Source organism: Luteolibacter yonseiensis (genome assembly GCF_016595465.1).
Taxonomy (GTDB): domain Bacteria; phylum Verrucomicrobiota; class Verrucomicrobiia; order Verrucomicrobiales; family Akkermansiaceae; genus Luteolibacter; species Luteolibacter yonseiensis.
Genome location: NZ_JAENIK010000011.1, coordinates 976,866 through 1,003,455, shown reverse-complemented (window position 1 = coordinate 1,003,455; position 26,590 = coordinate 976,866). Strand labels below are relative to the sequence as shown.

At 58.4% G+C, this 26,590-nt stretch carries 13 protein-coding genes and 1 tRNA gene; 2 read left to right on the top strand and 12 right to left on the bottom strand.

Going from position 1 to position 26,590, the window contains the following annotated elements:
- Positions 1-26 precede the first annotated feature (26 nt).
- The 9 genes from JIN84_RS13970 to hisG all read right to left on the bottom strand — a co-directional run bounded on the left by JIN84_RS13970 (position 27) and on the right by hisG (position 7,799).
- Positions 27-560, bottom strand: a complete 534-nt coding sequence (locus JIN84_RS13970) for a polysaccharide biosynthesis/export family protein (RefSeq protein WP_200351655.1) — start codon at positions 558-560, stop codon at positions 27-29.
- Positions 561-612: 52 nt separating this feature from the next.
- Positions 613-2,775, bottom strand: coding sequence for a GumC family protein (locus JIN84_RS13965; RefSeq protein ID WP_200351654.1), 2,163 nt, complete (start codon positions 2,773-2,775; stop codon positions 613-615).
- A gap of 129 nt (positions 2,776-2,904) precedes the next feature.
- A complete protein-coding gene (locus JIN84_RS13960; RefSeq protein WP_200351653.1) occupies positions 2,905-4,131 on the bottom strand; it encodes a porin family protein in 1,227 nt (408 codons plus the stop codon).
- 52 nt (positions 4,132-4,183) lie between these two features.
- Complete coding sequence (locus JIN84_RS13955) at positions 4,184-4,768, bottom strand: hypothetical protein (RefSeq protein ID WP_200351652.1); 585 nt, start codon at positions 4,766-4,768, stop codon at positions 4,184-4,186.
- Between the two features lie 28 nt (positions 4,769-4,796).
- Positions 4,797-4,870, bottom strand: a tRNA-Gly gene (locus tag JIN84_RS13950).
- Positions 4,871-5,144: 274 nt separating this feature from the next.
- Positions 5,145-5,915, bottom strand: a complete 771-nt coding sequence (locus JIN84_RS13945) for a Nif3-like dinuclear metal center hexameric protein (protein WP_234043467.1) — start codon at positions 5,913-5,915, stop codon at positions 5,145-5,147.
- Positions 5,908-6,705, bottom strand: coding sequence for an RluA family pseudouridine synthase (locus JIN84_RS13940; protein ID WP_200351651.1), 798 nt, complete (start codon positions 6,703-6,705; stop codon positions 5,908-5,910). The genes JIN84_RS13945 and JIN84_RS13940 overlap by 8 nt, the downstream gene beginning before the upstream one ends.
- 73 nt (positions 6,706-6,778) lie before the next feature.
- Positions 6,779-6,883 (bottom strand): AURKAIP1/COX24 domain-containing protein, encoded by a 105-nt coding sequence (locus JIN84_RS13935; RefSeq protein ID WP_200267957.1) that lies wholly within the window; start codon positions 6,881-6,883, stop codon positions 6,779-6,781.
- A 31-nt stretch (positions 6,884-6,914) separates the two neighbouring features.
- The gene (gene hisG / locus JIN84_RS13930) at positions 6,915-7,799 is read right to left on the bottom strand and encodes an ATP phosphoribosyltransferase (protein ID WP_200351650.1); all 885 of its coding nucleotides are present in this window, start codon (positions 7,797-7,799) and stop codon (positions 6,915-6,917) included.
- Between the two features lie 154 nt (positions 7,800-7,953).
- On the opposite strand from hisG, the gene JIN84_RS13925 reads away from it, so the two are divergent.
- Together JIN84_RS13925 and JIN84_RS13920 are read left to right on the top strand one after the other, a co-directional pair.
- Positions 7,954-8,799: a glycoside hydrolase family 16 protein gene (locus tag JIN84_RS13925; RefSeq protein ID WP_200351649.1), complete on the top strand. Its 846-nt coding sequence runs from the start codon at positions 7,954-7,956 to the stop codon at positions 8,797-8,799.
- 403 nt (positions 8,800-9,202) lie between these two features.
- Positions 9,203-10,531 carry a basic secretory protein-like protein gene (locus JIN84_RS13920; protein WP_200351648.1) on the top strand — a complete coding sequence of 443 codons (1,329 nt, stop codon included), beginning with the start codon at positions 9,203-9,205 and terminating at the stop codon, positions 10,529-10,531.
- Between the two features lie 250 nt (positions 10,532-10,781).
- On the opposite strand, the gene JIN84_RS13915 is transcribed toward JIN84_RS13920, so the two are convergent.
- The 3 genes from JIN84_RS13915 to JIN84_RS13905 form a co-directional block, all read right to left on the bottom strand.
- Positions 10,782-15,965 carry a beta strand repeat-containing protein gene (locus JIN84_RS13915; protein ID WP_200351647.1) on the bottom strand — a complete coding sequence of 1,728 codons (5,184 nt, stop codon included), beginning with the start codon at positions 15,963-15,965 and terminating at the stop codon, positions 10,782-10,784.
- 439 nt (positions 15,966-16,404) lie between these two features.
- Positions 16,405-20,838, bottom strand: a complete 4,434-nt coding sequence (locus tag JIN84_RS13910) for a beta strand repeat-containing protein (protein ID WP_200351646.1) — start codon at positions 20,836-20,838, stop codon at positions 16,405-16,407.
- A 262-nt stretch (positions 20,839-21,100) separates the two neighbouring features.
- Entirely contained in the window at positions 21,101-26,212 is a 5,112-nt protein-coding gene (locus JIN84_RS13905) for a beta strand repeat-containing protein (protein ID WP_200351645.1), read from the bottom strand.
- Positions 26,213-26,590: the final 378 nt, after the last annotated feature.

Below are 26,590 nucleotides of genomic sequence, written 5' to 3'. Positions count from 1 at the left end.
ACGCAGCGGTCTGAAACAATGATGAATCAACCGTTCAAGATGGTTTTCATCGGCACCTCGATCGTGTCATTCCTCTGCAGCGGGATCTGCATGAACTGGGGTTTCGTGACATCGTAGGATTTTTGATTACCTCCACGGATGACCTTCACCCGACGCATGCTGCCGAACTCGGTCGCTCCGCCAGCCGCTTGGATGGCACCCCAGAGGGTGAGCTCCTTGGCGAAAGGAACAGGCCCGGGCCTTCTGACCTGGCCACCCACGATCACACTTTCCTGCGCGACATTCGCACCGATCGCGTTCGAGATGACCTGGATGGTCGGATTGGTGTAATATCCGCTGCTCTTGTAGAGGCCCTGAAGCTTGGATTGCAGTTGGTCGGTCCTCAGTCCCGCGGCCTGGACAGGTCCGATATACGGCATGTTGATCATGCCGGATTCGGAAACGGGATAAGTATTGGTGATCGTCGCACGATCTTTGTCGGGAACTCCGGAAATCGTGATTTGAATCGATTTTCCAGCTTCGATCTGGCCGAAGGCGATGATGGACGTGGCAGCCAACATCAATATCCCCAATAGGATTTTCTTAATATTCATAACGAAGGTCCGTTGAGTTTCAATAAAGTTCCGAATCGTTTCCGCGAGGCTCGGCCTGCGGCTTGGAGGGAGCCGACGCAGCCCCGACCGGAGGTCCGATCTGTGACTCCGCAGGCGCGTAGTAGGTGTAGTAGCTGGTGTAGTATTGATACTGGCTGTCGCTGCGGACATCCACGTTGTTCAAGACAACCCCGATCACATGCCCGCCGACATTCTCGACCGCCTGCTTCACGCGAAGAAGCATGTTCCGAGGAAGCTTGCGGTGCTGGACAACGATCATCGTGAGGTCCACCTCGCTGGCCAGAACCGATGCGTCACTGACACCCAGAATTGGCGGACTGTCGACAAGCACCAGATCGAAGCGCTGTTTCACGTCCTGAATCAACTCGGACATCCTACGCGAGTTCAAGATACCCGCGGCATCCGCAGGAAGGATGCCCGACGGCATGAAGTAGAGGTTGTCGACTGGAGTCTGGAGGATCACGTCCTCCAACATCAGCTCCGTGGTGAGGTAGTTCGTGAGACCGACCGAATTGTTGATGTCAAAGAAGGTGTGCAAACGCGGCCTCCGAAGGTCGGCATCGATCATCAATGTGGTATAACCGCCCTGGGCGCAAATATAGGCAAGGTTGACCAAGGTCGTTGATTTACCCTCACCGGCACCACCCGAAACCACCGTAATGGCATTGTCTTCAGGATTCTTCCGGTTGAACTCGATGTTGGTCCTGAGAATCCGGTATGCCTCGGCATCGGGGCTCATTCCGCTCTGCTTGTGGAGCACACCCACGTCCTTCGGAATGACCGCAAGAACCGGAACCTGGAGATAACGCTCGACGTCCTCAAGACTCTTCACGGAGGTATCGAGATATTCGAGGAAGAAGGCGATGCCAACGCCGAAGATCAAGCCGACCACGGCACCAAGAACAAGATTCATGGTCACGTTCGGGCTCACCGGGCTTTGGGAAACCTGGGGATCTTCGTGAATGACGATCGATTCCTGGGTCATCTTGAGTGTCGTCTCCACACCGATCTTCTTGAGTTTCATGCTTTCAAGAAGTGTTTGCGAAGACTCCAGCTCGCGTTTGGCGTCGACATAATCCTGACCCGCGAGCCCACGGTTGATGGCTTCCGCACGGGTGGACTCCTTCATCGACTCGACACTCTTCAAGCTATTGGAGGCCATGTTCAGCTTGGTTCTTAGCGTTTCACGCAAGGTGACCACGCCTTCATCCAATTGCCGCTTCATGGACGCGATCTGGTCTTTGGCAGCCAGGATATCTGGGTGCCTGTCACCCAATCCGGTAAGTTTGAGGGTCTCCAGCCCACGCTGTGCCTCCATATATTGGGGGTAGATCGTTCTGATAATATTGTCAGGCAGGTCCAATCCTGCCGCAGTGACCATAAGTTGATCGCTATCGATCTTCAGGAGACTGTCGATTTGGGATTTAAGCTGCATCTCTTCCTTCTGCAGCTGGTTGAATGTTTCCAACGCGCTGCGGGCGGCCGAATCCTCGTCCACCCCACCTTGACCATAGTAGGAATCCTGGCCCCGGTAGATGATCCCCTTGGTTTTGGAGATGGTGGCAAGAAGTTTACGATTATCTTCCACTACATCCTCTTGATCCTGAACGGCTTTGGTGAGCTCATGCAAACCTTTTTCCGCGTCACGGCTTTCGATCTCAAACCGATATTCCTTATATGCCTTGGCAACTTCTTCCGCCACGTCCTTCGCGTCATCCTTGTCGGTATGGCGGACCCTGATGGAAATCAGGTCGGTTCCCCGGGTGTTTTCAGTATGAACGATCCCCTTGAGGATCTGGACGGCGACTGATTTATCAACACCCCATTTATTTGCAAGTTCCAGTTTTTCAACGACTTTGTAAAGAGATTTGCTACTCTTGATCTTTTCGAATTCCGTTCCGAAAAACTGGGGCGACATTCGATTGCCGGTGGTTTGGAATTCCAGATTGCCTCCGAACGGAGTCATGCCCATGCCCTGAGCCTTCAATTCCATCACCGCCTCGCTTTCATACTTCTTCGGCATCACGTAGGTGATGACGGCAGCGGTCATGAACACCAGCAGGAGGGTGAGCAGAATGATCCCGTAGCGATTCTTGATCACTTGCCAGTAGTCCACCGCGTGGAGAGCGGCTTCGTTTTGTTGTGGAGACGAGGGATTCATTTATCGTAATTCTTTCACAGTTTCAAAAGCGGTCCAGTCGAAATAAAAACTCCCGCAATGAAGGACATTGCGGGAGTTCGAGTTCAAGCAACTAATATTTTCAATAAGGCTCTTCCCACCAATCTCGGATCAGAACTCGGCGCTGACGCCAACACTGACGCGATTGCGATTGTAGGTGTTGTTATCGAAGTCGGAATCAGATTTGGTGTAGTTATAGGAAGCCGTTCCGGTAAGGTAGTCGGTGAGCTTCACGGACAGGCCGATGTAGGCATTCAGGGTATCTTCATCACGGTCGGCAACTGGAGTTCCCGCAACCGCATTGAGCACGCGGCCGTCTTCAAAGGTGGCAGGGATATAATCAACTCCACTAAAGATGGTGAATGTCGGAGACACCACGTAGCTGCTGGAAATACCCAGACGCCATGTGCTGCGGCTGTCATATTCCACCGAATCAGGAATGGACGAGTCGAAACGAACGGTGTCGTAGGATTCGATACCATATCGGGTGAAGGCTTTCACTGTGAATTGCTGCGTCACGCGGGAGTTCAAAGCGAGCTCCAGATATGGACTGGTGTTGGAATCACCATCATCCACGTCGCGGAATTGAGCACCAGCCCGAAGAATACCGATCGTATTGGGGCTGAAGCGCTGTTCAACGCCGCCGAGCAGGTATTGGTCGGTCGAATCGGAAGATTGTCCGTCGCCATAGGTCTGGCCATACCGATAGTCCGCAGTAAGAACCGTTTGAGGTCCAAGCTGATAACGAAGCTGGTTGTAAGCCTCCCAGCCCACGCGGTCATTGTTGCGACCATCGTAGTCAGCACCCGTGAGCCTGAGTCCGGTGTAGGTACCAAAACGCTCGGTCCAGCGATAACCGACTGAGTTGTCGGTAGACCAGTAGAAATATTCACCCTGCTGACGTCCCGAGGCGTAGCCATAAGAATAGTCAGGCTCCAATTCATAAGCGGCGAAGTTCCTGCTGGCGAAACGAAGGCGCTCATTAAAATTGTGCGTGAAGTTTGCGCCCACACGCGACTGGCTGTATACATCCTCGGAATCACCACCATAATCCGGACTATCAAAGTAGTAGATCAAGCCGAGACGGGCATAAACATCCCATGTCGTTTGCGGGGTGATGCTGACGAGGGAAAGCCCGACGAATGGTGTGATGCCTGTGGAATCTTCCTTGTCGCCAACGCCAGGGTTGACATTGTCGTCATAGGTGACGCTGGCACCAACGACCCACTTCAGCGGGCTGGCTTCCTTTGTCTCATCTCCAACATAATAAAGACCCTGCGCCGATGCAGACACTACAGAAAAGAGACCGAACAGACCTAAAGAAAATTTGCTTTTCATGTGATTTTTTTGCTTACGCTAAAATAAAATTCTCCGAATGAATCAAAAAAGATCAGTTCGCATCGGGATCGGTAACGCCATCCGGATTATCAGGAGGAGCGATGATGATCGGAGGAATCATAGGAACGAGAGGAATACCACCCGGACCCACAGCCGCACCAGGAGGCGGTCCGATCGGGCCTTGACCTGGGAAGTCCAGCGGATTGAATGCCGTCGACGTCGCATCCGGCGCAGCCTCAGCATCCTTGGAGCTTTTCGCACTAGTGCCGGATTCGCCAGAGTTTGGATCCAACTTGGCGACCACCGCCTGGACCGCCGCAAGCGCATCCGGAGCAACGGCAACCGCGCATTGGGAAACCAAACGCATTTGATCAGGAGCCGCCACGGAAGCAGCCTCCACGATCGCAGCAACCATTTCAGAGTTTGCCTTGGACTCCTCGATCGCAACTTTCACAATCTCGCAGGCGCAGCCTGGAGATGCGGCAACTTGCGCGGAAACAATTTCAAGCACTTTGGATTGCTCGGCCACAACCGACTTTTTCACAGATGCGGAAAGAGCGATGCAATCCACGTCGGCATGCGCCGGAATCACCGCGAGCGCAGTGCTGAACATTGCGAAGAAAATGGTTTTTTTCATATGGGGACTGATTTGACTTGAGAGTAAATGGAGCGGGCAGCGGGAATCGAACCCGCATGTCTAACTTGGAAGGATAGCGCTTTACCACTAAGCTATGCCCGCGCTTTCGAGAGCAATAAGAGCGGTTCCCGGCCCTTCAAGCAAGTCTTTTTTGCCACTGGTTGGAAAATATTTGAGCTTTACTTAGAATTAGATAATTAACTTAAAATAAAACACTTAAATTATACGACTAACAGTTTCATCTGGGAAATTTGGCCACTTTCGCATTATGCACGAAGCCCTTTGCGAAGAAAAAATCCTCTTTTGTAGTGCAATCCCCTACAACCAGCCGGGTGATTTTGCGATTATCGCCACGAAATCGATGCAACTTACTCATTTAAAGACCGGTAGGATGATCGATAAATTCCCACGGTATTCCACTTTTTTCGGCGATCCGTGCCGCCAATGCTTTCACTCCGAACGTCTCTGTCGCGTAGTGCCCTCCGTAGAACACGTTGATTCCTAGCTCCTCAGCGAGAGAATAGCTCCAGTGCGGACCTTCTCCAGTAATGAACGTGTCCACTCCGGTGGACGCGACTTTCACCACCTCGCTGCCTGCCCCACCGGTAATGACCCCGATATGTGAGACGGTTTTAGGCCCGCCGGGACAAAGATGAACCGGACCATTCAATACGGATTTCAGCACCCCTTCGAGCTCATTCCGTTCCCCCATCCAAGATCCACGCAGGCCCAAAGAGAGTCCTTTTTGATCGAAAAACGGATGGACATCCATGATTCCGAGCGCTTTGCACAGAAGAATGTTATTTCCCAACTGAGGGTGCACATCGAGCGGAAGATGCGATGAATAAATCGCCAGTCCGGCATCCATCGCAATCCTGAGCTTTTGGTAAAAAGGACCCGTCACCGGCTGCACTCCCTGCCAGAACATTCCATGATGCACGAGCAACAGACCAGGTCCGCCCTCGGCTGCCTTTCTGATGACAGGCAACGACGCATCCACCGCTGCGACGACACGGCAGATCCGACCTTCGTTCGCAAGCTGCAGTCCGTTCAGCGCGCCGGGATAATCGCTGATGGTGGCGGTTTTCAGCTCCGAATCCAGATACTTCACCACTTCGTCCAATGAGATCATGCCGCAGTTAATCATGCCGGCTCCAGATGACAACCCCGGGGGTCACGCTGATCTCCCTTCCTTCACAAAACTCGTCCATATCCGTGGGCAGACCGGATTCCCACCCGACGGGTTTCCCCTCCCACGGAATTCCCAACATGGTCGCATGGAGGGCGTGGCGTGGCAGGATCAGCCTTGTTTGCAAATCCGCCGTCCAACCATCCGCCATCCATTCCAGGTACTCCGAGCCGTCTCCTGAATAAATCTTGTCCCCGAGGATGGGAAATCCGGCATGCGCGAGATGAACGCGGATCTGGTGCATTCGTCCTGTTTCAGGAAAGCACCGGATCAGCGAAAACCTGGCGCCGCCTCTCTGGAAACGCCGTTCCACACGGAATCGTGTGCGGCATTCCTTTCCCGTGGAATGCACCGTCTGGCGCACCCAAATGGGCGAAGGACCGAGTTCGCCCGCCCGAAGCATGGGTTCCGCACATTCCCACTCCTCCTCTTCCGGCCACCCGTGAACGATTGCGAGATATTCCTTGTGCGCCTGACGCCGTTCGAAGATCCACCCGAGTTCACGGGCCGCCCGGGTATGTTTGGCCACCAGGACAATCCCGCTCGTTTCCCGGTCCAAGCGTGTGATGATGCCGAGGCAGGCGCCATTCTCAATTTCAAACGCCAAAAGCTGCTCCAACCCACCAAGCAACGTCGGCTCCGGCTTGTCATTCGCCGGATGAACAATCAGCGGTGCCGGCTTGTCCACGACGATCCAGTCATCGCTCTCGTCGATCACGCGGAAATTCACAACCACCTGCAGGCTCATGAGCTTGAAATAGAAAAGCCAGAGACCCGCAAACGAGTCCCTGGCAATTGTAAAAACAGATCAACCCTAGAGACTAGGACTTGTAGCGGAGACGCTTCTTGTGGCGGTTCTGCTTCATGCGCTTCTTGCGCTTGTGCTTGTTGATCTTGGTCTTACGGCGTTTCTTGATGGAGCCCATGGCGGTTGCGGGGTTAGGTTACGATGAAATATTAGGGGACGATTTTGTTGAGCGGATACTCGATGATCCCCTCTGCCCCCAGACGCTTCAGTTCGGGGATGATGTCCCTGACGACGATTTCGTCAATCACAGTCTCAACGGCAAGCCAACCTTCTTCAGAAAGTTGGGAAATCGTAGGACGGCGGAGTGACGGGAGTTTTTCCAAAAGCTCGGGCAAACGAGCGGCTGGGAAATTCATTTTCAGCCCGACTTTCCCACGGGCACAGAGCGCGGCCTTCAAAAGAAGGGCGATGCGATCCATCTTTTCCTTTTTCCAAGGATCAGCCGCAGCGGCGGGATTCGCATAGAAATGGGGAAACGAGGTCAGGAGGGTATCAACGATGCGCAGGCGGTTCGCCTTGATCGAGGAGCCGGTTTCGGTGACATCCACGATGGCATCCACCAGGTCCGGCACCTTCACCTCGGTGGCACCCCAGGAAAACTCGACGTTCGCGGTGATTCCGCGCTCTTTCAAGTAGCGTTGGGTAATGCCCACACCTTCGGTGGCGATGCGCTTTCCTTCCAGATCCTCGGGCTTGCGGATCGGTGAATCCTCGGGCACGACGAGCACCCATTTGGTCGGACGAGTGGTCGCGCGGGAGTAGGGAAGCTCGCCGAGATCGATCAGCTCCACATCGTTTTCGTACGCCCAGTCGTAACCCGTGATTCCGCAATCGATGAAACCCTGGCCGAGGTAGCGGCCGATTTCCTGCGCGCGGATCAGGTAAAGATCCAGTTCCGGATCGTTGGAGCTCGGGCGGAGTCCACGCGAGGAAACATAGATCTCATAGCCAGCCTTGGCGAGCAGCTCGATGGTCGGTTGCTCAAGACTGCCTTTTGGGATCGCGACTTTCAGAGTTCGTGATGGGTCCGGCATGAAGGGGCGGCGGTTTTACCTCCGAAATCCGGGGAATCAAGCCAAGTTTTGATTATTTTCTCCCATCTTGCCGCCATCCCGGTTCATTACGAAAGAAACACCGCCACCCGCGCCGTTTCTGGCGGGTCAAAACCGCCGATCCCGCATGCCCTCCATGTCTCGTTTCCTCCCAGCCATCGTTGCGGCTCTCACCATCCATACCGTCTCGGCGGAAGAGCCGGTCACACCTCCGCGTGATCCGGCCTATGAGCTGGTGTGGTCAGACGAGTTCACCAGGGACGGTCCGCCGGATGAGGCGAAATGGCGGTCGGAAATCGGATTCGCCCGGAATCAGGAGCTTCAATGGTATCAGGCGGAGAACTCCCGCTGCCACGGTGGATTCCTCGTGATCGAGGCACGACAGGAAAAGGTGGGAAATCCGGATTACTCGGAGGGCTCGCGCGATTGGAGAAAAGGGCGCAAGGAAGCCGCCTACACCTCGGGCTCCCTCATCACTGTCGGCGGGAACCAATGGCATTTCGGCAGGTCGGAGGTGCGGGCGCGCTTCAAGGCGCTACCCGGGCTGTGGCCCGCCATCTGGACGACGGGACTCGGACGATGGCCACACGCCGGGGAAATCGACATCATGGAGTTTTATCAGGACAAGATCCTGGCGAACTTCGTCTGGGCGGGAAAAGGCGGGCGAGACCATTGGAACACGACGTCCCACCCCATCGAAAAATTTGGAAAGGACACCTGGGATGATCGGTTCCACCTCTGGGTGACCGAATGGGATGAGGAAAAGATCACGATCTATCTGGATGGCCGGCTCCTCAACACGCTGCCCATGAAAACCGCCATCAACGCGGATGGTCCGGCGATCAATCCGTTTCTCTCCCCCCAGCGGTTCCGCTTGAATCTGGCGGTCGGCGCGAACGGAGGCGACCCGTCGAAAACATCGTTTCCCCAGCGTTATGAGATCGATTACGTCCGCATCTATCAGAGAAAAACCGACCGATGATGCGATGAACAATCACCTCCCGCACTCCCTCTGCCAGGATGCCGGCAGCGGTCGAGTCTCCGGACTTTCCTTTCACCCTCCCGCCGGTCGCTCCGGCGGCGGTTGGCGATTGTCACAAGGTAATGACGGGGCGTGGAGACAAATCATTGACGATCGGCGGTCCCGGGCTGAAACCTCCCTCACCGACATGTTCTCCTATGCTTTTGTCCATGGTCCGGAAAATGGCTGGCTTTCCGCCGGAACCTGCGGACCGATCATGGTCATTCCCTCCGGCGCCAAGGAAAACACCCGCCAGCCGCACCAAAGCAACCGCGCCCCACGCGCTATTTTCACGGCCGGTCTCCTTCTCCCGGCGCGGCCCGGACACTTCGCGCGGGCCTGATCCTCTCACCATATTGATCCCATGAAGTTAAAAACCCGCGCCGCCCTCGGCATACTCCTCACCACCACCTTCGTCCACGCCGCGCCGAAGGTGGACTTCGCCCGCAGTCAGAAAGACGCGGGCTTCAAGCTCAACAACATCCCCCCGCCCTCCCGCAACGACGCCGCAACCGGTGCCAAATTCACCATCATCGATGGCGAGGGCTCGAAGGTCGAGCTGCTCAACGATGGCCGCGTCCCGGCGGAAGCGGACGAAGGCTCCATGAATTTCTCCTTCAAGGACGGCAATGATGGCGGGCGGATCCAGATCGATCTGGGCAAGGCGATTTCCGTCAAAGCCATCAACTCCTATTCGTGGCATTCCGGCGAGCGCTCGTCGCAGTCCTACAAGATCTACGCGGCGAAGGGTGATGAGAAGGATTTCGATCCCCTGCCGAAACGCGGCCCTGATCCCCGCACCACCGGTTGGAAGCCCATCGCCAAGGTTTCCACAGGCCGCGGCAGCCAAGGAGGACAACATGCCGCCAGCGTCACCGATCCGCGTACCCTGAGTCTCGGTGAATTCCGTTACCTTCTGCTCGACTTCGACGCGGTGAACCCGGATGGGAAACAAAACACCTATCTCAGCGAAATCGATGTCATCGATGCCAAGGGACCGGCGCCGGAACCCTTCGTTCCGAAAATACTCACCACCTACCAGACCCCGGACAAGAAATACACCTTCATCGTGGATTCCACCATCGCTCCCGACCTCGGGAAGTGGGCGAACAAGGAACTCATCCCGGTCGTCTTCGAATGGTACCCGAAAATGGTCGCCATGCTTCCAAGCGACCGCTATACGGCTCCGGAGACCGTCACATTGGAGTTCCGGGACGATCTTGGCGGCACTCCCGCCTACGCGATCGGCAGCAAGATCTGCATGAGCGTCCCCTTCTTCAACGGCCAGCTTGAGGGAGAAGCCAAGGGATGCGTCATCCACGAACTCGTGCACGTCATCCAGAACTACTGGCGGGCATCCACCACCAATCCCAACCCATCCCCTACCCCGGGCTGGGTTACGGAGGGAATTCCGGACTACATCCGCTGGTTCCTCTTCGAGCCGAAACTCAAAGGTGCCGAGATCACCACGGGGAATTTCGAGGGAGCCAAATATGACAGCAGCTACCGTGTCTCGGCCAATTTCCTGAATTGGGTGGTCGAGACCCACGACAAGGATTTCATCCGCAAGCTGAACGCGGCGGCCCGGGAGGGAAAATACTCGGAGAAGGTCTGGAAGGAATCCACCGGCAAGACGGCTGAGGAACTTGGCAAGGACTGGAAAGACGCGAACGCCAAACGGCTGAAACTCTGAGTTTCCTGCGATTCCAACCCAGCCTTCGGCGACGATGTCGTTCCGCAAGGTCGGGTTTTCCCATGTTTTCCGACCCAGCACGGAGGAAACGTAATCTGGCAACACAGCCGGATGCTTTCTCCGGTTTCGCTCCGGTGGAAGCAATCGCCGGGTGATTCCCGCAACGCTCCGGAACATCTCCACAAAAAAACAGGCCCGGACGCACGTCCGGGCCTGTTTGGTTGTTGGAACTAATTCAGCCGGGCGGGATTCACTCCACCTTGACCCGGAGGAAGCCCTTGTTCGGCAGGGTATCCGAGCCGTTCAGACTGAACGTGCGGTATTCGTAACCCGAAGGAGGAGCGATAGGGCCCGCTGGAGCGACGACGTTCACGCCAGTGACACCGACCGCGAATCCTGTCAGATCCGTGCTGCCTTGGATGGTATAGGTCACCCCATCCTTCGTTGCGGAAGGAGAGGTGGCGGTCGAGAACGTCGGGGTTCCGCTGCGGACGGCGATCGTCATCAGCAACTCCTTGTTCACTCCCACGTCCACGCTGCCGTCAGCCTCGATGTGATAGACCTTCGGTCCATCGCTTCCACTGTTCGGCAGGCCGCCGAGGGCGAACTCGAGGATGTTCGAGCTGCCGTCACCATCCGGGTCGGCCGCCGCACCAATGACGGAGGCGTTGGTCTGACCTGGGAAGTAGGTGGCGATCCACGCCTCGAACGGCGAGGAGCTGCGCTTGATGGCGATCTGGTTTCCTTGATAGGCGTAATCGATCGAATAACCCGACGGAAGCACCGGCGTGCTGCTGAACGTACCTGTGAGGCTGCCGTAGCTGGCCAGGATGTAGACCGCCGCAGTTGGCGTTCCGTTCAGAATGAGCGTTGCCGAACCGATGTTCAGGTTGCCCGTGACGGCGAGTTTGTCCTGATCAGCGGCGAGATCGGTCGTGAACGTGGACGTCGCGGCGAAGGTTACCGATCCAGCGGTGAGCGTGCCCGCGGTGGCACCCGGATTCAGGTTCGCACCTGCCAGGATGGAGACAGCTCCGGGGATTGTTCCCGTTCCGCCCAAGGAGCCTCCGCTCACGACCGTGTTGCCGTCATAGGTGTTCACTTCGTTCAGCAGGAGAGCACCGTTTCCGGTCTTGGTCAGGATTCCGGTGCTGCCGTCATCGCTGAGAATCTGGTTGAAGACCAGGTTCTGTCCGTTCGAATCGATGGTGATGCCGCCTGTCTTGATGACCGCGCTGTCCAGCTTCTGCAGGAACACCGCATTCACACCCGCAGCCTGTGCGCGGAGGGTGCCGCCGTCGAAGTTGACGGCGCTGGTTCCGCCGACCCCTTCCTGGATGCTCCGTGCCACAAGGGTGCCGCCGGTGCTGAGGTTGATCGTGCCGTTTCCGACAGTGGAGTTCGACACGAAGATGCCCGGGCCGCCCGCGGCGTTGACGGTGCCATTCACGGAAATGTTCATCACCCCGGTGGTTTCCTCACCAATGATGAAGTTTCTTCCCGTCGTGAGCTGGTTGAAGGTGCCTCCGGTGACATTCAGGGTTCCGTTGGCTCCGGGTTCCGCATAGCGGCCGACTCCAACCCATCCCCTGGCGTTCACCACACCCGCGCTCTGGGTCCAGGTGCCGGTGCCGCGCGCGCCGATGAAGACCTCTCCGCCGTCGTTACCGATGTTCACGGTGCCGCCCGTCTGGGTGACGAGGCCGGTGGAGGTGGTGCCGTTCGCCACATAGGCGTTTCCGGTGCCGTTGTAGGTTCCGCTGGAGATGGTGACAGTGGCGGACGAACCGGTAGCCTTTCCGAAGAAGGTGGTGCCCACGTTGACGGTTCCCGAATCTTGGAGAGTTAAGCTTCCCACCGAGTTCGCAAGGTCGGTGATGTTGAAGTCTCCCGTCGGGGTGTTCAACGTGCCCTGCCCCTTAACCGTCAGATGGCCGGTTCCATTGACACCCACGGAGGTGTAGTTTGCGGTCCGGTTGAGCACTGCGGTTCCTTCGATGCTCACGGTTCCGGTGGAGCCGGTGTTGAACCCGACCCGCAGCGGACTGGCGGTATTGTAGACCGAGCTACCCTTCAGAACCAGCGTTCCGTTCGAGCCGCCGTTCTTGCCGACAAACAACTCGCCCGTGGTGGCGGTGGAGGTGCCGTCGAAGGTCAGGGTCGCGGTGGATCCGCCGCTTTCCGAGAGGTTCAGCGTTCCCGTGGTGAACGAAGAGTTCGTGAACGTCGCGTTCGCCGTGGCGAGGTGGTTGGCGATCCCGCCGTCATAGCCCAAGGTGCTGCTTCCGCTGGTCACCGTGGATCCGGTAACGGTCAGGGAGCTCACCAGGCCGGTCGTTCCGTTGCCCACTCCAACCGTAAGCCACGTGTTGTTGGTGAGGGTGGTGTTCGCCAGCGTCAGGTTCGCAGCCGTGTCGCTGGTGTTGCCCACCCAGATCTCGCCGGTGACGCTGTTGGTCTGGGTGCCTCCGCCGCTGAGCACGACGCTGCCGTTGTTCACGATGTACGAAGCACCGTTGGTGCTGTTCGCAAGCACGTTCGCACCCGGGTTGGTAAGGGTCAAGGTTCCGGGACCGTTCTTGACGAATTTGCCCAATTCCGTCTTCGCCTCACCGGATAGGGTCAGGTTGTTCGTGATCGTCAGACCACTCGCGACCGTATCCGTGGCTGCCGAAATCTGGTAGCCGCGATTGATCGTCGTGTTCGCGCCGGTGTAGTTCAAAATTCCTCCGGCGAACACGAGATTGCCCGGGCTCGCGGACGCGGCTCCGAGCGAACTCGGATCTCCCCCGTTGGCCAGGGTTGTGACGCTCGTCACGCCCCCGCCCAGCGTGGTCTTGCCGGTGTAGTCATTCAATGTGGAAATCGTCAGCGAGGCTGTTCCAAGCTTCGTCAGGCTGGCGGCACCGCTGATTTTCCCGGCGGGAGCCGTCGGGGACAGGGAGTAGTCCAGGGCGAAGTTGTTGAAGGTGACTTGAGAAGGCAGAACCGCCGTCCCCAAGGTGATGGCCGTGATGGGAGGGTCTCCCGACGGAAGATCATTGAACAAGACCGGATTGCCGTTGATGAATTTGGAAGGAGCACCCGACACCTCATCAATCCAGTTCTCGGTCGTGTTCACATCCCAGACACCGTTGATCGTGCCATCCCATCGTGGAACGGCGACACTGATGATGTTGAGATAGTAGGTCTTGTTAAAGTCATCGTGTATCAATTCGGCCTGCACTCCGGGTGGCAAGGTACCCAGCACGAAGTTTCCTCCGGTCTTGATGTTATAAGTCACGAGCGGGAACTCTCCGGTTTGGGGCAGGGAGTTCGTGAGGTTCAGCGCCACCGTGCCATTGATCGCCAGGGTGTTGGTCACGTTCAACGGTGGCAAGTCCGTGGGATTTCCGGACATTCCGCCGTAGTTGATGTCCACCGAACTAGAACCCGCTCCGAAGGTCAGGTTCGCCGTATTCAATTGGCTGCCGAAGAACACGGGCGTCACGCCGAGCACGGCACCGGAGGATACCGAAATATCGCCGCCACCGACGCTGTTGGTATTGATGTCGAGCTTCCCTCCCGTGATCGATGTCAGACCCGTGTAGGTGTTTCCGCCCGTAAGTGTGAGCGTCCCGGCTCCGGATTTGACAAGTCCTCCCGTGCCTGTGAACACTTGTGCTGAGGCAATTGCGAAACCGTTGCTGTTGATTTTCAGATTTCCAGCGGCGAGCACCGCGTTCTCCAGTCCGGAAATGAAGGTCGGCTGTATTCCGCGGGCGATGATCTCGGTGCCGTCGAAGCTTACATTCTCGGTCCCGCCACCGCCGGCAATCTGGTTCACTTGCAGTTTGCCGCCCTTCAGGCTCACATTCCCGGTGGAACCGCCATTCTTTGCAATCTGGAAGTAGCCCGCCTTGAACTCTCCTGTCAGACTAAGGTTGAAATTTCCGGTGTTATTCTCCGGCACATAGGTAGGGCCCGCCTGCACGTCGATGGTGCCTGCGGACAGGTTCAGAGTGCCCGTTCCGCTGGCCCCGATGTCGAACCCGTCATTGGGCCCCCCATTCTTCACCCAGGTTCCACCGGTCATGTTGACTTCGCCGGTTCCGCCATCACGCCCAATCGCAACCCAGGCGTTGTTTGTGATGCTTCCGCCGCTGACGTTGAAGACTCCGTTGCCGCTGCCGCCTTGGCCGACCCAGATGTCGTTGTTCACCGTAATGGTTCCCGCAGACTTGCCGAAGGTGGCGGTGCCGTTGTCGCCGATGATGAGGTGGCCGTCACCCGTTTTGGCCAAGGTGCCGCCCGTCATGTTCACCGAGCCGGTGCTCCCGCCGCGGCCCACGGCCATCCAGCTTCCGACCTGAAGCGTTCCGGCGTTGAGCTCCAAGGCACCGACGCTGCCGGCACCCTGTCCGACCCAGAATTCCCCGGTCGAGTTCACCAACGCGTTCGCACCGTTGATGGTCATCTGGCCTTTGCCGGAACCGATGAAGCCCGCGTTGTTGTCGCCATTGTTACCGTCCATACCGCCGATGGACAAACGCCGCGCCGCGTTCAGCGTGCCGCCGGTGATTGAAAATGAGGAAGTGGTGGCATTCGGGAGGTTCAAGCATCCAACGACGAAAAACGTGTTGTCGCCACCGGCGGTGTTGTTGTAGGTGCCACCGCTCATCGTGATGCTGCCGGCCGAGTTGCCGAGGCCCACGTAAGTCCGACTGTTGTTGTTGGAGACCGAGCCACCCGAGATCTTCAGACTGCCGACGCCACCCGCTCCATTCTCGTCCTTACCGATGAACGTCCAGCCACCCGAGGTGACCGTGCCGGCGTCCACATTCACCACGCCGACAGCTCCTGTCCCCGAACCGATCGCGAGGTCGCTACCGATCGCGAGGGTTCCGGTGGTGTTCACATTGAAAGTGCCGTTCCCGTTGGTAGGGGTTTCACCGTTCGCTCCGCCCACATACAACCGCGAGCCGTTGCAGGTGAAACTGCCGGAACCCGTGCCGAACCCGGTGAAGGCTCCGCCGGAAGCCGAGGTGTTCGCAAGGTTGTAAACACCGGTACCTCCCTGGCGGCCGATGAACGCCCAGTTTCCGCCGCCGGTCGAAGCGCTGCCCGCCGAGTGATCCACCCGACCGTTCGTTCCCTCGCCCTGTCCGACCCGGAAGTCCCGTGGAATGGGGACGGTGGCGGTGATTTTCGCCACCGGAGACGCCACATTCACCACTGCGTCATCAAAGGGGTCTCCGGAGGTCTCGCCATTCGGATTGGCGGGCACGCGGTTGAGGCTCCAGTTGGAGGCCGTGTTCCAGTCGGTGCTGGTGTTGCCGGTCCAGAAATTGTCCACCGCGAAGGCGGACGAGGAGAAGCAGATGGTGACGGCGGTCACCAACGAAGCTCCGAGCAGGTGGGACCGGAGTTTCGGCGTGAGGAATTTTGGTTTCATAACGGGTTTGGAATAATGGGTATATTATCTGCTGGGTTGTATGGTAGATCCATCAACGCCATTGGGTTCGACTTCTACGCGGATGTCACCTGCGGCCGAAAAATCGGAGAGAAACGCTCGCGCGGATCTCCCTGAAGGATTTCCCCCATGGGAAGTCTCCTTCCCGGCATGCGCCGCGATGGTTTGTTGGCATAAGACAAGGGTTGAGGCCGATCCCAAGGGATCGTTGGGTTATGGATTTATATGGCTTTTCAGACTATCACACTCTCCGCCCTTTCATAGGGCGCGGGGAGCGAAAAATCTGAAGCGCTTTAAGTAATTGCGGCCCATCCTCCACGCAACCCCCCTCAATCGGGGGGAGTCCTCCGTGTACGCAAATTTCCAAACCCGGACAAGTTGTCCGGATTTGGAAAGTTTCCCGCTGATTTTCAACGAGCGGTCACTCTACCTTGACCCGGAGGAAGCCCTTGTTCGGCAGGCTGTCCGAGCCATTGAGACTGAAAGTTCTGTATTCGTATCCGAGGGGCGGAATCAGATTGCCCGCCGGAGCGACGACATTTACGGGAGTAACCCCGATTCCAAATCCCGCCAGATCGGTGCTTCCTTGGATCGTGTAAGTGACGCCATCCTTCGTCGCGGTCGGAGAAGTCGAGGAGGAAAACGCCGGGGTCGCGCTGCGGACGGCGATCGTCATCAACAGTTCCTTGTTGGTTCCGACATCCACACTGCCGTCCGCCTCGATGTGGTAGACCTGTGGTCTCTGGCTGCCGCTGTTGGGTACTCCTCCCAGGGCGAACTCGAGGATGTTCGAGCTTCCATCGCGGTCCGGATCGTCACCGGGATCGCGATCCGCCAAGGGAATGGAAGGATAACCGGCAATCCAACTGTCGTAGGCCGATGCGGTCGATCCGCTAACCAGGAGTTTTCCTGTGCCGGTGATCACACCGGGATGAGTGCCGGAGTCGTATGTTCCCGCCGCAAGAGGGGTCCCACCGATGGTCAGCCCCGCCACCTGGTCAACCAATCCGTGCGTGAGGTTCAGCACCGCTCCCGCAGCGATGTTGACAGTGCCGCTGTTGGACAGGTAGGCCTTGGTAAGCGTAAGGGTTCCCGCGCTGACCGTGGTGTTTCCGGCATAGGTGTTCGTTCCCGACAGGGTCAACACACCGGTGCCTTGCTTGGTCAGGCTGCCTTCGCCAACCAGCACCTGGGCAATGGTGATGCCTTGGTTGTTGCTGTCGATGAAGGCCCCTCCGGCGTCCACGGATACCAGGTCGTGATCAGCCATGAAGTTGGAGTTCGCTCCGGTCTGGGCACGCAGGACACCTCCGTTGAAACGGAACTCGGTGTAATTCAAGTTATTGAAGTCGCGTTGCACCACCCGTTTGGCGATGATGGTTCCACCGTTCAGGAAGGCCTTCGAGACACTCGTCCCCGCTCCTTCCGCACTGAGATAGAGACCGCCTCCGTTGATGTTCAGGGTGCCTCCCGTTATCGTCAGGTTCCCGGTGCCGTTTTCCCCGACGATGAATCCCGTGTCGTTCGTCTGGTTGACCGTGCCACCGCTGATGTTGAAATTTCCTATCGCTCCCGCCCTCCGCCCGATGGTGACCCAAGTGGCGGAGGTGAAGGTTCCCCCGGTAATGTTCACCGTTCCGGTGGTTCCCGAATTTTTCCCGACGAAAACCGTCCCGGTCGCGGAGACGTTGCCGTTGTCCTGGATGTTCAGGACTCCGGTGGAAGTGCCGACGTCGCTCACGTTGAAGTCGGCGTTCACCGTGGAGAGGCTGCCGTTGTTCTTGACCGTGATGGTTCCGAGTCCGTCATTTCCGACGGAGAACCACCCGCCGCTATGCGTCAGGCTGGCGGTGTCCTGGATGGTGATGTTCGCCTCGCCGGTGGTGTTCAACGCCATCTGGATGTTCGATTTCGCGGTATAAACCGAGTTTCCGGCCAGTACCATGTTGGTCTTCGAGTTCTGGCGTTCCCCGATCAAGGTGGTCCCGTTGGTGGTCCAGTTGGTGTTGTTCAGCGTCAGGGTTTGATCGCTGTCGTTGGTGGGAAGACCATTGTCGAATCCGGCACTCAGGCTGCCCGCCACGACCACCGAATTCGTGGCCGTGACCGTGCTCACCGTTCCTGTATCCCCGTTGCCACGGCCGACCGCGATGACTCCGGTCACCGTCAGGTTGCTGTTCTGGACGGACAGATGCCCGGGAACATTCGGAACAGAGCCGACGAAGAGATCCCCTCCGATGGAAGCCGTCTGGCCCGGTCCCGCCAAGGCCAGCGTCCCCGCGAGGATCTCGTTTGTTTGGCCGGGCTCTCCAAGTGATACGGTGGGATTCGTCAGCGTGAGGGTGCCATCTCCCCGCTTGTCGAAACTGCCGCCGGTGGTGGTCGCCACCGCGCCGGAAAGCGTCAGATTGACACCGGTGGGAACGGAAATGCCGCCCTCCGGCCCGGCATTCGTGAAGCCGCGGTCGCTTGCCGCGGTTGTTCCGGTGTAGCTCAGGATGCCGCCGTTGATCACCAGATTCCCTGCGGCTGCGGAAGCCTTGCCCAGCGGACTGGCGACTCCTCCATTGGTAATCGAATTCACCGAAGTAGTGCCGCCTCCCAGCGTGGTCACTCCGGTATATTCATTCACCGTGCCGATCTCCAAAGTGCCGGCCGCCATCTTGGTCAAACTTGCGGAACCGCTGATTTTTCCGGAGCCGGTCAAGGTGTAGGGCTTCGTATCATTGTTGAACTTCACGTCGCTCGGGGTGACGGTGGTGCTCAGGATCACGGAAGTGGAGCCTGCGGCGCTGTCGTCGAAGATGGCGGGTCCCTGGTCCGTGTATTTGATCGGGTCGGACGTGGTCAGCTCCTTCCAGTTTTGAGTGGCGGTCTCCCAGTTGGCGCTGAGATTGCCATTCCACACAGGGAAGGTGATTTCCGAGATGGTGAGCGACACCGTGCCGGTTCCATTGTCGTTGAGCGTGGCGCGCACGCCCAGCGGCAGGCTGCCGAGGGCAAAAGTCCCCGCACCGGTTTTCGCGCTGTAGGTGATCAGGGGAAAGGTTCCGGTCGATGGCACGGTGTCGGAAATGTTGACGGTGACCGTTCCGTTCAATCGGAGCGTGTTTGAGACATGAAGCGGCGCATCCGTCGGGTTGGAGGCGGAATCACTGAGCTTGAAGTCGATCGAGGAGCCCCCTGTGGTGCCAAAGGTGACATTCGGAGCGTTCAAGGTTCCGGTGTCGAAATATTGAATGACGCCCATGCCCGCTCCATTCGCCACCGTGAAACTTCCATTCCCCCCATGGTCCGTGGACACGAACAATTTTCCCTCGTTGATGGTGTGGTTGCCGGTGTAGGAATTGGAACTCGTCAGGGAGAGGGATCCCGCGCCCGATTTGGTGACTCCCCCCACCCCATCGAACGTCTGCGCCGAGGTCACATTGAATCCCGCGGTGTCCACCACCAGTCCGCCGGTTTCGAAAGTGGCCACGGTCAGCAGGTTGATGAAGTCCTCGCTGTTGTCGGTGGCGATGATCTTTCCGCCCTTGAAATGGACGTTGCTCGTGCCCACACCGCCGTAAATGCCTTTGGTCTTCACGGTGCCGCCGTTCAGATTCAGCGTGCCTGTGGTCTCCGGTTGGGAGCCGAGGACGATCCGCGGGCTGCGGAATTCGGCGGTATCGGAAATGGTCAAGGTGCCGGTTGCGGCGTTCCGGTTGCCGATCCAGGTGATCCCGCGGTCCGGTGTGGTGTGGGGGTTCACGATGACCAGTCCTCCGGTCATGACCATAGTCCCGGTGCCCGTATCGCCCACGATGAAATTGGTTTCTCCGTTCTTGATCCATGTTCCACCGGACATGGTCACGGTGCCCGTGGCTCCGGTTCCGGCATTCGTGTCGTCCTTGCGCCCGATGCTCGTCCAGTTGTTCGTGGTGAGCGTCCCACTGGTGAAATTCATCACGCCGCTGGCACCGGTGTTGTTTCCGATCCAGAACTCACCGTTCACCGTGAGCGCCGTGCCGGCGAGATTGAGGATGCCGGAGGAGTGGGGAATGGTCGTTCCGCTGTTCTGCCCCACGCGGAACGTGCCCGCCGTCGTGAAGGTTCCGCCGTTGAGATTCGCGGTTCCTGTTCCGCCGTCGTCCGTCAGGCCGCCCCCGACCGTAACCGCGCTGCCCGCGCCGGATTTCGTCACCGTGCCGCCGGACATGCTGAAGGTTCCTGTCGAACCGGCTCCGTTGCCGATCTCGAGGGCGTTCACTACGGACAGGGTTCCCGAGTCCATTTTCACGGTACCCGTGCTTCCGGGGTTGCCGACCACCAACTGATTGCCGACCGAAAGCGTGCCGGTGGTATGGATGTTCAGGTTTCCTATCCCTCCCGCTCCGGAGTAACCTCCCAAAATGATATTGTTGACGACACCAAGGGTTCCCGAGCCCTGTCCGAAGCCCGTCAGAGTGCCTCCGGTCCCCGCAGTATTCGCGAGGTTGTAGGTTCCGCTGGCCCCGGTGAGCCGCCCCATGTTGATGTCACCAGGAGCAGCCACATTGGCTGTTCCCGCAACATGGTCGACACGCGCGGCCGTATTCACGCCAATGGCGATGGTGGTAGGGGTCGGTGTGATGTTCGCGCTGATCGTGGCGACATTGGCTGGAATGGAATTGATCGTGACCGATGCGCCCGAACCGGCGCCACCCGACCAGTTTGCGAAAGTGTTCCAATCGGTGCTGACGCTTCCATTCCACGCTGCGGCGAGAACCGTATTGGTGCTGAGGATGGCGGCAAAACCAGCCACTCCGAAGGCACGGGCGTGATAAAAGATGGTGGATGAGAAAGCGGTGCGGGAACGAAAAATCGGGGTTTTCATGGGTTTGAATAGGAAAATATGAATTCGCTGAAAAAGGGAACCTATCCCATTTGCCGGGTCGCGAATGATGCCCGGCATCCGGGTTTTATCTGAAAAAATGGCCGTGCTCCGGTCCGTCCCTGGAAGGAAACGGTCTGTCACGGGCATTCGGGTTTGAACATACTCCCGAAAAACAAATCTTCATCGGGATTCACACGTTTCGAGAGGAATATCAAACCCCCGGTCGCACAAGCGACCGGGGGCTGATGTTACTGAGGCTGGCTCAGTTGGAGACCTTCACGCGAAGGAAGCCTTTCGCCGGCAAGCCATCCGAACCTTCCAGACTGAAGGTGCGGTATTCGTAGCCGAGAGGCGGCGTCGCATTCGGGGCCGGTGGGGCGATGGTGGTCACCACCGAAACGGTGCCATTGAATCCGGCCAGATCAGGACTTCCCTGGATGAGGTAGGTCACTCCATCGTGGGTTACGGTGGGCTGGCCACCAGACGCCGGAGCGAACGCCAGAGCTCCGCTGCGGACAGCGATGGTCAGGAGCAGTTCCTTGTTGGTTCCGACATCGCTGCTGTCAGCCTCGATATGGAAGATCTTGGCGTTGTTACTGCCGCTGATGGGGGATCCACCGAGGGCATATTCAATTCCATTCGTTTGTCCGTCACCATCCTTGTCGAAACCAGGAGCCCCGTCGGTAAGCGGGTTCAATCCATAACCGGCGGCCCAGAGGCTGTATGGAGTGGCCGTTTGGATGAGGGCGATCTTCTTTTGATTCTGGTAGTTATATTCCAGGGTGAAGCCTGCGGGCAGGTCCTGGACGTTGGCGAACTGACCGGTCAACGAACCATAGGAAGCGATGATGTAGACCCCTGCGGTCGGCGCGGACAGCACGTTGACATCCAGCGTCGCCGCCGAAATATCAAGATCTCCCACCGCCAACTGCCCGGAGGTGGCTCCCGCGATCTCCGCGACGAAAGTGCCGCTGATGGTCGATCCGATGGGCAAAACGTCATTCACCGTGAAGGTCCCGACGCCAGCAACACCCGGAGCGACCGAGCCGCCCGCCGAAACCACCAGTTCCCCGTCAATCGATCCCGAGCCACCAAGGGTGCCGGCGGAAACCGTGGTAGTACCGATGTAGCTGCTGCTGCCATTGAGCAGAAGGGTTCCCGTTCCTTGTTTGGTCAGGAAACCATTGGCATCATTGATTCCTTGTGCGATGGCGATCGTCTGGCCGTTGGTGTCGATGAAGGCACCTCCGGGTTTGACGTCCAGCGTCTTGATCCCGCTCAGGAAGTTGAGGTCAGCGCCAACCGCGGCTTTCAGCACACCACCGTTGAAGTGGAAGACGCTGCTGCCGGCATTCGGAGCGGTATCGTCTCCACCGCTGTCACTGATTTTTTTGGTGGTGAGCGTTCCACCGTCGAGGTTGACCGTGGCGTTGCCCGGCACTTCGTCGGTGAGGATCAAGCCGGCGTTGCCCGCAAGGGTGAAGCTGGCGCTGTCATCAATGGTGAGCGTGCCGGTGCCCGCGCGGCCGATGACCGCGGAGTAGCCCGCCCCGTTTTGGTTGAACACGGCGTTGCCGGTCAGCGTGAGAGTGCCGGTCCGATTATCGTTTCTTCCGACGTGGAGGGTCCTCTCGATGGACATCTGGGCGTTGTCCTGCAAGGTCACGGTCGCAGGCGCGTCACCGCTCTCGTTCACTGAGAAATCATCCGTGTTGCTGAACTTGCCGCTGTCCTTGACGGTCATGCTGCCACCGCCGTTGAAGCCGACGGAGACATACGAATTCACCTTGAACTCGCCGGAACCCTCGATCACCAGGCTGCCTTGGGAACCACCGCCCGGTCCCACCTGCAGGCGGCCGTTGGAGGTGTAGACGGCGTTGCCCTTCACGGTCACATTTCCGTGGGAGTTGCCGTTGCCGCCGATATTGGTTTCAGCCGCGGTCATCGTGGTCTGATCTCCCATCACCAGTGCTCCGGTGGTGCCGTTCTTGCCGACAAAGACGTTGCCGCTGGATGTCACCTTGCCTTTGTTTTCCAGAGTGAGCGTGCCGTTGGCGCTGCCCACATCGCCGACATTGAAGTCGCCGTTGGAAGTGACGATGCCATCGTTCTGCACGGTCATCGTGCCGACGGCGTCGTTACCGATGGAAAGCCAGCCACCGGTCTTGGTGAGGCTGCCGCTGTCCTTGATGACAACATTGCCGACCGAGTTGGCTCCGAGGGCGATCTGCAGCGCGTCGGTGGACACCAATGACGAAGTGTTGCCGATCGTCACGGTCGTGTTCGAATCCGCGGCCAACGCGATGGCGGTCCGTCCGTTGACGGTCAGCGTCGCTCCGTTGAGCAGCGAAAGACTGGAGGTGCCCGCCGCCGAACCAAAGGCCGCCCAGCCGTTGACCGTGTTGGTCTGGCCGGCGACTTCCAGCGCCAGACCGCCCTCCGCCACACGGAAGGCGTGGGCGATGTTGTCACCACCGTTTCCAGTGGCCAGGACGTTGGTAGGGCTGGTGAGCGTGAGTTTTCCGGGACCGGACTTGGTCAGTTTGCCAAGGGTTCCGGAGATCGGACCGCTCAAGGTCACATCCGAGGCCAGGGTCAGGCCGCTCATCACGGTGTTGTCCACCGCCTGGAGGGAGATGCCCCGGTCGATGGTGACCGCCGTACCTGTATAATCCAGGGTTCCACCGGCAAGAGCCAGTTTCTCCGGAGCCGCCGTCGCCGCACCGAGCGGGCTGGCGACGCCGCCGTTGGTCAGCGTGGCCACCGATGTGGTTCCTCCTTCGAGACGGGTGACACCGGTGTAGTCGTTGGTCGTGCCGACGGTGACCGATCCGGTGCCGGCCTTGGTCAGGCCCGTGGCACCGGTGATTTTTCCGGCGCCGCCAAGGCTGTAAACCTTGGTGCTGTTGTTGAATGTCACGGAGCTCGGAGCCACCGTGATGCCCAGGGCCACTGCGGTGGGTCCGGTGGCGGTATCGTTGAACAGGACCGGATTCGGATCAGCATAGGGGACATCGCTATTGGTGATCTGGTTGACCCAGTTATTCGTAGAAAGGTTCCACGCACCATCATTGGTCCCAGGGGTGGTCACGAACAGGATATTGACGCCAGTGCCGGGGACGGTGGCGGGAGCACTCAGGGTGAGGGTGTTGTTGGGCACATCGATGGTGCTCACCGTGGTTCCATAGGTAATGCCGGGGCCCCGGACCTGTTGACCAGCCGTGATGCCTGAGACATCCGTCAACGTGACGAGCGTCTCGCTGACATTACCCACCTTCGTCACTCCGGTGGCATCGCTTCCATCCCAGGTGGGCAGCGAGGCGCTGCTCACGAAGAGGGATACAACTCCAGCGCTCTCGACGAGAGTGGCCACAACACCATTCGGCAATGTGCCGAGGACGAAGCCGCCCGTGCCGGCTTTCGCTCCGGCGTAATTAATCAGCGGGAACGTACCGGTGGCCGGCAGTTGGTCGGCGATGTTGATCGTCACCGTACGGTTCAGCGTCAGCGTGCCGGTGACATTCAATGCCGGCACTCCCGGATTTCCGACCGTGTTGCCAAGGTCGATGTCCAGAGAGGTCGGCAATGCGGAAACCGCCGCCGATGAACCGAAGGTGACATTGACCGGAGAGAGGCTCTTCGTCGCATCGAGCTGGTTGACGCCCAGGGCCGCATCATTCGCAACCGTGATGTTGCCGGTGCCGGTGGAGGCGGAATTCAAGGCCAGCTTGCCCGCATTGATGGTGTTCGCACCGGCATAGGTGTGCACGCCGTTCAGCGTGAGGGTGCCGAGGCCGGATTTCACAATTCCGCCCGTTCCGCTCAGGATCTGGGAAGAGGCGAGGAGATTGAATCCGTTGCTGTTCAGAAGGAAGCCGCCACCATCAATGATGGTGTTGTCCACCTGGTTGAAGAACGCCGAGTCGTTCGCGGTGGCGATGACCTGGGTGCCGCTGAAGTGGATGGTTCCCACGCCGGTCTGCTGGTTCGCATCCCGTTCGCGGGTGCCGGAGAAGCGCCGGGTCCTCACCGTGCCGCCCGTCAGGTTGAGGGTCGCGTTCGGCGACTCCGGTCCGACCGAAATGATTGGACTGCGGAACTCACCGCCCGAAATATTGAAAACCGCGGTGGTCGCGTTCCCGGCTTCACCCACCCAGGTGAAACCTCCCTGGACATCCACCAGACCGGCGCTCAGGTTGAAGGTCCCGGGTCCGCTCGCACCGACGATGAACTGGCTGCCCGCGCCGGTCTTGATCCACTCTCCCCCCGTCATGTCAACCACACCGGTGCCATTGTCGCGGCCGATCGCCACCCAGTTGTTGTTAGAGATTTTTCCGGCTTCGAACTTCAGCTTGCCGTTGCCGGTGCTTGCCTGGCCGACCCACACCTCGCCATTGACGGCAAGCTCTCCGGTCCCGCTGAGATTGTAGACCCCCTTGCCGCCGTCACCGATGATGAACTGGCCGCCACCGGTCTTGTCCCACTTGCCGGCGACGTGGTTCACCGTACCATCGCTGGCACCGTTCGCCCGCCCGACCGCGGCCCAGCTGTTGTTGGAAAAGGTTCCACCGTTGATGTTCAACGTGCCCTTGCCGCCTGCCTGCCCCACCCAGCACTCGCCGCTGATCGCGACCGTGCCGGCGTTCAGCGTGACGGAACCGGTGGAGCCGCCCCCGTCACCGAGGATGAAATGGTTGCCTCCGTTCTTGGTCAGCGATCCTCCGGAGATATTCACGGTTCCCGTACCCGAGTTACCCGCGCCGATACGCACCCAGTCGTTGTTGGTGACCACGCCGCTGTCCAGATTCACCACACCGGTGCTGGCGTTCGTGCCGATGTTGAACTCGCTGTCGATCGCAAGGTTCCCCGTGGTGTTGATGTTCGCGGTGCCGTTGCTGTTCGAGCCGCTTTCACCAGCGACATAAAGCCGCCCTCTGACATTCATTGTTCCGGTGCCCTGGCCGATTCCGGTAAAGGTTCCCCCCGTCGCGGCGGTGTTGCCGAGGTTGTAGACACCGGTTCCTCCGTTGCGCCCGACTTTCATCCAGTTGCCCGCACCGGTCTGTGCGGTTCCGGCGACGTGGTCGAGGCGACCGCTGATGCCGGATCCGTCACCGATCACGATGTCCACCGGGGTGGCGACGATGTTTGCTGAAATGGTCGCTACCGGACTCGGGATGTTGATGTTCGCTTGGGAACCGCCGGTGCCTGCGCCTCCGGACCAGTTGGCGTCAACGTTCCAGTCGGTGCTGGTGCCGCCCACCCAATCCGAAGCGAAGGCGGAGCCTCCGAAGCAGATGGTGATGGCGGTGATCAGGGAAGCTCCGACAGTCTGTTGGAAACGGAGCCTCGAGGTATTGAATTTGGGTTTCATACGGGTTTTGGAATGAGGGGTATTTCTTTTTGGGTTATATATGATCACGATCCTCCAAGAGCCTCGATTACCGGCCTCACGGGTTTGAAAAATCTACCAAATTTGGGGGGTAATATAGCCGACGCTATTCTCCGAACGTTCTCCCCGGATCAGGAAAACGCTGTTTTGATATGCACCGGTATGGGTTTGGTAGCATAAGACAAGGGTTTGAGGTCGATCCTCAGGGATCGTTGGGTTTTTGATTATCAGGCTCTTGCCCATTGAATGGGTTCGAAGCAAGATGACACGATGCATTTGTAACTACTTTCTTCATTTTTTGAACCCCCCCAAACGGGGGGTGAGCCCTATTTGTTGAAAGATTCGGATAGCTTGAGAAGT

Excerpts from the sequence above, each read along its gene's own strand:
- JIN84_RS13970 (WP_200351655.1), bottom strand. The coding sequence starts at position 560 with ATGTTGGCTGCCACGTCCATCATCGCCTTCGGCCAGATCGAAGCTGGA.
- JIN84_RS13965 (WP_200351654.1), bottom strand. The coding sequence starts at position 2,775 with ATGAATCCCTCGTCTCCACAACAAAACGAAGCCGCTCTCCACGCGGTG.
- JIN84_RS13960 (WP_200351653.1), bottom strand. The coding sequence starts at position 4,131 with ATGAAAAGCAAATTTTCTTTAGGTCTGTTCGGTCTCTTTTCTGTAGTG.
- JIN84_RS13955 (WP_200351652.1), bottom strand. The coding sequence starts at position 4,768 with ATGAAAAAAACCATTTTCTTCGCAATGTTCAGCACTGCGCTCGCGGTG.
- JIN84_RS13945 (WP_234043467.1), bottom strand. The coding sequence starts at position 5,915 with ATGATTAACTGCGGCATGATCTCATTGGACGAAGTGGTGAAGTATCTG.
- JIN84_RS13940 (WP_200351651.1), bottom strand. The coding sequence starts at position 6,705 with ATGAGCCTGCAGGTGGTTGTGAATTTCCGCGTGATCGACGAGAGCGAT.
- JIN84_RS13935 (WP_200267957.1), bottom strand. The coding sequence starts at position 6,883 with ATGGGCTCCATCAAGAAACGCCGTAAGACCAAGATCAACAAGCACAAG.
- hisG (WP_200351650.1), bottom strand. The coding sequence starts at position 7,799 with ATGCCGGACCCATCACGAACTCTGAAAGTCGCGATCCCAAAAGGCAGT.
- JIN84_RS13925 (WP_200351649.1), top strand. The coding sequence starts at position 7,954 with ATGTCTCGTTTCCTCCCAGCCATCGTTGCGGCTCTCACCATCCATACC.
- JIN84_RS13920 (WP_200351648.1), top strand. The coding sequence starts at position 9,203 with ATGAAGTTAAAAACCCGCGCCGCCCTCGGCATACTCCTCACCACCACC.
- JIN84_RS13915 (WP_200351647.1), bottom strand. The coding sequence starts at position 15,965 with ATGAAACCAAAATTCCTCACGCCGAAACTCCGGTCCCACCTGCTCGGA.
- JIN84_RS13910 (WP_200351646.1), bottom strand. The coding sequence starts at position 20,838 with ATGAAAACCCCGATTTTTCGTTCCCGCACCGCTTTCTCATCCACCATC.
- JIN84_RS13905 (WP_200351645.1), bottom strand. The coding sequence starts at position 26,212 with ATGAAACCCAAATTCAATACCTCGAGGCTCCGTTTCCAACAGACTGTC.